The organism is Maribacter sp. (assembly GCF_049667165.1).
Lineage (GTDB): Bacteria > Bacteroidota > Bacteroidia > Flavobacteriales > Flavobacteriaceae > Maribacter_A.
Map to the genome: position 1 here is coordinate 1 of NZ_JBATHS010000053.1, position 6,382 is coordinate 6,382.

7 protein-coding genes are annotated in these 6,382 nt (G+C 40.7%); all 7 read right to left on the reverse strand.

Annotation, left to right across the window (positions count from 1 at the left end; translation table 11 throughout):
* Positions 1-890, reverse strand: an 890-nt coding sequence (locus WBM98_RS03530; protein WP_424364644.1) for a F0F1 ATP synthase subunit A, incomplete at its 3' end; no start/stop codon positions are given.
* A 114-nt stretch (positions 891-1,004) separates the two neighbouring features.
* A complete protein-coding gene (locus tag WBM98_RS03535; protein WP_424364645.1) occupies positions 1,005-1,400 on the reverse strand; it encodes a DUF6168 family protein in 396 nt (131 codons plus the stop codon).
* Positions 1,400-1,630, reverse strand: coding sequence for an AtpZ/AtpI family protein (locus WBM98_RS03540; protein WP_424364646.1), 231 nt, complete (start codon positions 1,628-1,630; stop codon positions 1,400-1,402). Before WBM98_RS03540 ends, WBM98_RS03535 begins: the two co-directional genes overlap by 1 nt.
* Positions 1,608-2,072, reverse strand: coding sequence for a bactofilin family protein (locus tag WBM98_RS03545; RefSeq protein ID WP_424364647.1), 465 nt, complete (start codon positions 2,070-2,072; stop codon positions 1,608-1,610). Before WBM98_RS03545 ends, WBM98_RS03540 begins: the two co-directional genes overlap by 23 nt.
* Positions 2,073-2,074: 2 nt before the next feature.
* Positions 2,075-4,630: a tetratricopeptide repeat protein gene (locus tag WBM98_RS03550; RefSeq protein ID WP_424364648.1), complete on the reverse strand. Its 2,556-nt coding sequence runs from the start codon at positions 4,628-4,630 to the stop codon at positions 2,075-2,077.
* A gap of 234 nt (positions 4,631-4,864) precedes the next feature.
* A complete protein-coding gene (locus WBM98_RS03555; RefSeq protein WP_424364649.1) occupies positions 4,865-5,584 on the reverse strand; it encodes an ABC transporter ATP-binding protein in 720 nt (239 codons plus the stop codon).
* Between the two features lie 56 nt (positions 5,585-5,640).
* Positions 5,641-6,382 (reverse strand): DUF5687 family protein (locus tag WBM98_RS03560; RefSeq protein ID WP_424364650.1); only part of this gene is annotated, 742 nt, incomplete at its 5' end.

Sequence of the window (6,382 nt, forward strand, 5' to 3'; positions counted from 1 at the left end):
TTCGCATATAAACGTATCAAGAGCGCAAAAGGCTTTATGAACAATCCCAAAATTTCAATGGGAACCAAAATAATATAGATAATCATTTTACCGTACCAAGGCATTCCATCCCCCAAGGGATCGAAAATATGTTTCCAGTAATCCTTGGTGCCCGTAAAGTTGGTAATCAAGAAAACAATGACCGCTAGGGCGGTTGTAACGGCAATATTCCCAGTTACGTTAACTCCCAATGGGGTTAAGCCAAACATATTCAAGAACCAGATAAAGAAAAATATGGTCAATAAGAATGGCATGTATCTTTTATATTTCTTTTCTCCAATATTGGCAATGGCAATATCGTCCCGAATATAAAGAACTATTGGCTCAAAGAAACGGCCAATACCCGTGGGTACGTTGTTGTTCTTAGCATAGCCTTTGGCCAAACTTACAAAAAGCCATAGCAACAACAACCCTGTCACCAACATCATGACCACACTCTTAGTAATCGATAAATCCAACGGCTTTACATTGGTAGGATGGTGCTCCTCATCGTAATCGATGGTGCCTTCGGCATCTGTTTTATATATTTTGTTATGGTACAAACTGTAATAATTGCCATCGACTTCGGCCACTTCCTCTCCGTGATGGAACTTGGACGACGAAAAAACCTTGAGCCCATTGTCCCATAAAATAACGGGCAATGGAAAACCTACATGATGTACTTTCCCATGCTCATCGGTGGTTCCATAAAAATTAAAATAGTGGGAATCCTGAAGGTGATGGTCTATGAATTCCTTTATCTCGGTTTTTTTGTCCTTCCCCGTTTCGACCTCCTTTTCATTAGCGAAAACAGTATTGCCCAGAAGAAGTACAACGGCTAAAAGAAATTTCAAATAAAATGGATTTCGCATATCACTTTAAAATATCGGTCTCTAAAAATCGGTGCAAATGTAAGCTATTCTCCCAAAAAGAAAAAAGCATTTTAAAGTTTATTTCAAGGCATGTACGCAATGAAATGGAATGTTTCAATCAATCCTTTTTTTTAGCAATCGCGCCGTGAAAATTGTTTCGATGATCAAGGATATTCCATATGGAACAAAAAATGAAGCAAACTCCAGACGGCTCATTTCACCATCTGCCTTAAATCCAGGATAGAATATTATGAAGAAAAAAATGAATTTTAGAAAACTGCCGCCCATGAAAAGAAAGCCGATCTGGTTTTTCAATTTACGCCTAAAAATATAAATAGAAACGAAAATCGAAATCGCCAACATCCCATTCACCAGATAGGATAGCACAAGTTGATTGCCATACTGCGGAAAGCCATTGCTCCTTAAAATGGTACTGTGAAGAAAGAACACAAGGCATAAGGAAAGAAGTGTAATTGCAATAAATTGAATTATGGGGTTGCCCTTTGCCATTAATACTTGATTCTTTTAAGCTGTCGTAAAACGACCCAAATAGCAATCGCCACACCTAAAAGTGTGGCAATTGCCGTATAAATCCTTTTTTCGGTTTGATAGTGTTCATCGAGCCATATTCCTCCTTGGGCCGCTAAATAGATAATAGCTCCCATCTCAAAGGCAATACCGGAGAGCATTGCGACATTTTTAAGATTGTTCCCTTTTTCAGGAGGCTTTTGCTGGTCCATTACTGGTTGAAGCATTGCTGCTTAACGATGATTTAAATTCATTGGAAACCGATGCGGGGTTATTGCTTTTGAACGACCCGGCCTTTCCTTTCATGGTACAGGAAGCATTAAACGTCGCTCCCGGTTCCACGGCCAATTTTGTTACCGAGACTGTTCCTTCGATCACGGCAGATGCCTTAAGGGACAATAGATCGGAAACCAAAAGCTCACCGTTGAAATTACCTTCGATATCGGCATTGACACATTCTACTTTTCCATGAATATAACCATCCTTGCCAATGACCACCTTGCCTGAAGTCTTTACATTCCCATCCAGTTTTCCGTCGATACGGAAATCTGCTTCGGAAATGATGTCTCCTTTGATTTTAGTGTTTTTTTCGATTCTGTTGGGTTGTCCGCCTGGTTCATTCATAGCTCTGGGTTTTTGTTTGTCTGAAAACATGTTTATGGTTTTGGGGTTAAAACGTAATTCTTATAATCCAATAGGTTTTTGTGTACTTGTATGATTTTATAGTTGGAAGATAAAATTACAAAATTCTCATTGCTAATTCTGTAATCCCTGTTATTTTTTAGCAGTTCAACATACCCCAAGGCAAAATCCCTCGACTTGAATCCGTGAACAACCACAAATTGGTCCTCTAGATTATAAATATCCTTCGAAACGGTATTCTTATATTTAAGGTCTTGAATCGATTTTTCAAGACGTTCTTTCAATTGTAACGCCTCTTGGTCTTTGTGTCTCTTAAATGGGAAGACCACTTTCCAATTTCCGCTGCCGACCGATCCAGTTTCGGGTGAAAATTCCTTGGTTTCCAACTTGGGCAATTGTTCGGCCACCATCGCTTCGGCTTTTTTGCCTTCGGGATTGTTCGGATAGGTCAAGGCCACATAATTCAACGCCTCCTTAAAATCCTCGAATCCTTGCAATCTGCCTATGGCATTTGCCTTTAGCATTTCAAATTTAGGAACTATGGGGTCACCGGTATATTTGTTGATACTTTCCTCTGTCGCCGTAATTACCCTTAGGAACTCTTGATTTTGGAACATTCTATAGAGATTGGCGTATTGGGCATCAGGACTATTGGAACTACCTTCAAGTACGGCGGTAGGGTTCAACAATATTTCGGCATAACGCGAATCGGAATGGTTTTGAATGATATTCGTTTTCATATCAATGGCCAATGGACTCCCTTCTTCCTCATAAATCTTGTAGAGATTGTATTTAGAGGGCAGGATCAATCGCTCTTCGGGATTCGATTTCAAAACCTCTTCGAGTTTACCGGCTGCCAATAGGTTCTCCTTGAATTTTTCCTTGTAGATCAACCCCAACTGATAGTTGGCAAAATTACGTTCGGTCTTCAGACTATCGATTATCGCAACATCGGTGGGAACCCTATCCATGTAAAAATCCAAAGAGAATTTCTCTTCGTCCGTGGGATCCAGGTCTTGAACACCACCATCTACAATGGCAGCTTCATTTTCATCGGATATCGAAACGGTATTCTTATTTGACCAACGCCAATCGTCCTCCAACACTCTTTTTCCCCATTTATTGGTAAAATCGTTCTTACCATAACCCAGGCTCGTGATATTATAAAAATAGAACTTGCCTTTATTTTCTTTTCCTCCCTTACTATCTGCAAAGGCGGCAAAACCTTCGGTAATTCGTTCAACTTCTTTCTTTTCGGCCTCTTCCTTTGCCTTTCGCAAAGCCTCGATGTGGGCTTCGAAAAAAGCGATTTGTTCATCTTTTGGCAAATTATACAGGGTAATGACACTATCTGAGTATTGAACGATGTTCTCATACTTGATAACGTCCTCTAAATTGTCCAATTTCTTTTTTATGGCCCTGTATTTTTTCGCGTTTTCCGGAAGATTGGTCAGAACACTATCGTAATACGCCCCTGCAGTTTGGTATTCGTTCAAATCAAAATTGTGTATCGCCAGGTTTTCATAATTCAGGGCATTCAACTTTGGTTCGTTTTGGGTGGCACGCAACGATTTGTTGAAATATACCAGAGCCAGGCTATCGGAGTCTGTGCTCAAATGATACTCCGCGATTTGGCGATAGATATTATCCAGAAAAGGGCGGTTTTCCCTGTCTTCCTCCAAATCGGTCAAATAATCAAAAAGTTCTTCCCGGTTTTCATCGGTAAGCGCTGTATTCTTTATTTTCTGCAAATGTGCATTGATCATGTACACACGGGGCGATTTTCTATTTAATTCTATGACCCTATCAAAAGCGTAACCTGCACTATCCTTGTGCTGCAATTGATTGTACAACTGCCCAATGATGTAATAATACCTGCCTTTTTCGGGATTCTTTTTGGTATAATACGATGCGACCTTTAAATGTTGAATGGCGGTGTCAGGGACATTTAAATTGATGTAAGCCTGTGCCATCATCGCCCTGGCATCGGCATATTCCTGATCTTTCAGGTTTTCATACTTCATCAGCCGTTTCAAATTCTTAATGGCCAATTCTTCATTTTCCAAGCGAATGTTCACCTTTTCCCTCCAAATATTGGCTTCGTTCAATTTATCACTTTCATCATACTTTCTCAGCACATAATTGAATGCCTCCAATGCGGGGATATACCGTTGATCGAAATAACGGGCCTTACCTAAAAGCAGAAAAGCCTCATCGGTCTGGGGATTGCGTTCAATCTCCTTGATATCCATACTATGCTTTTGAATGGCTTTAGTGGCCTTTTCTTCCGCAATAATAAAATTAGGGTTGTTGTCCTCAGAATCGAGCTTAACCTCATCGGTAACCTCAAGACGTTCAATGGGCAGGACTTCCCAATAATCATCCTTGTAACCGGCATTGAGTTCTTCGCGCCCCTGTTCAAAGGCAATTTCACCATTGTACAAGGTATTGTACTTAGTGTTCAGCGCGTGCCAATTTCTGTTTAGGAATGCGTCTTTTTTGGTGGAACATGCACTTACTAAGATCGCAGCCAATGGCGCCAAAAAGATGATTTTATATCGAAGCTTCAAAATTCATGGTATTCGTACATGTAGTAAACTGAAAAACGACTGTATTATTATGCAGTTGGTCGATAAAATAGAGTTTTTTGTGGTCGCAGCGTACCTTGGCATTTAAAGTTTAAGACCACCCAACGCAACAGCGCCTAAAAAATAGGTGCGGTATTCTACCGTTCAACATAAGAAAATACGCGACACCCTGAAATCTTATGAAATCAATCTCCTTGGCCCAAGACAATCCCTAGGCTATTCTTCCTCCACAGAAACCGGGCTGCCCGCAAAAAAGCGTTCCAGTTCCTGAAGGGTTTCTGCCGAGGTTCGAATATCTTTTACGATTTCACCTTTATTGAGAACCACAATGCGTTCGCAAACTTCTGTGATATGCATAAGATCATGGCTAGAGACCAAGACGGTAACCCCTTTTAAAGCCGCCAGATCTTTGATGATTTTCTTTAACCTAATCTGTGTTGTTGGATCCAAATTGGCGAAAGGTTCATCCAAAACGATCACTTCAGGATTTCCGATAAAGGATGCCACAATACCAGCCTTCTTTTGGTTTCCCTTGGAGAGATCCCGCAAATACTTTCGTTGGCCTAAAATCTCCCCATGGAAAAAATCCTCAAAATTCGCAAGTAAAGCGTCCACATCGGCCTTGTTCTGACCTCGTAACTCCCCTATGAAGTAAAAATACTCCTCAGGGGTAAGATACCCGATCAGGAAAGACTCATCAATAAAGGATGATGTAAAAGGTTTCCAATCCTCACTGGTGTTCACTTGCACATCGTTATTGATGATATGGCCGGTAGTAGGTTGAATCAAGTCCAACAACAAACTAAAATAGGTGGTCTTGCCGGCGCCATTATTGCCTACCAGTCCAAAACTCTGGCCTTTCGGGATTTCCAATTGCTCTATATTCAAAACCAATTGGCTCCCATATTTTTTGGTCAAATGTTGTGATGTGATCATAGTTCAAATTCCTTACTATCAATATTCAGCTTGCAATGTCTAGCGTCTTAAGTCCATCAGTTGTTTTGTTCCCTAAATCCCGAAATCATGGTATATTTTCTTTTTCTATAGGCCTCGGTCACCTTGTCCAAGAGGGTTTTTCTAAACGCAAATCCAATGATACCCAATAAAGAAAGGGCTATCACGGCAATTTCAAAGGAAACAAAGGTCTTTAGCACAAAATAAAGCACACTCGGAACAACCATTAAGGGCAGAAGTACCAGAAACTGTGTGGCACTGGTACCTTGCATATTCCCAATAGCACTCTTGTTCAAGTCGATACGTTTTTTATTGAAAGACCCGAAAAACAATATCACCGGCACATTGACCCCTAAATTGTATAGGGCACAGGAAAAGTTGATGGCCAGGGCTTTCCATCCAAAATAAACATAAGGAATCGAAAGTAAAAACATCACAACGATACTTACTGAAATTAGGCCGGCCTTTGATTCCAAGTATTTTCGCAAGGGAATATTCTGGGACATCATCATGCCGTAGTATTCACTATCCCATGCCGGAATAAACTGCCCGAAGTTCGATAGGAAGATCCCTGTCATAAAAATGCCGACGAAGAGGTAAATGGTACTGGTTGTGCCATAAGCGTCCATCGTGTAAAAAACAAGGCCGTAGAGAATCATTGCCAGAGAAATAAAAACCTGCATTTTGGTGCGTTTGTTCCGCCATATCAGTTTAAGATCCAGCTGAAGAAAGGGGGCGATATCACCAAAACGCTTGGTCCAGGTCAATTCCGATGTTGCT

Excerpts from the sequence above, each read along its gene's own strand:
- WBM98_RS03535 (WP_424364645.1), bottom strand. The coding sequence starts at position 1,400 with ATGGCAAAGGGCAACCCCATAATTCAATTTATTGCAATTACACTTCTT.
- WBM98_RS03540 (WP_424364646.1), bottom strand. The coding sequence starts at position 1,630 with ATGGACCAGCAAAAGCCTCCTGAAAAAGGGAACAATCTTAAAAATGTC.
- WBM98_RS03545 (WP_424364647.1), bottom strand. The coding sequence starts at position 2,072 with ATGTTTTCAGACAAACAAAAACCCAGAGCTATGAATGAACCAGGCGGA.
- WBM98_RS03555 (WP_424364649.1), bottom strand. The coding sequence starts at position 5,584 with ATGATCACATCACAACATTTGACCAAAAAATATGGGAGCCAATTGGTT.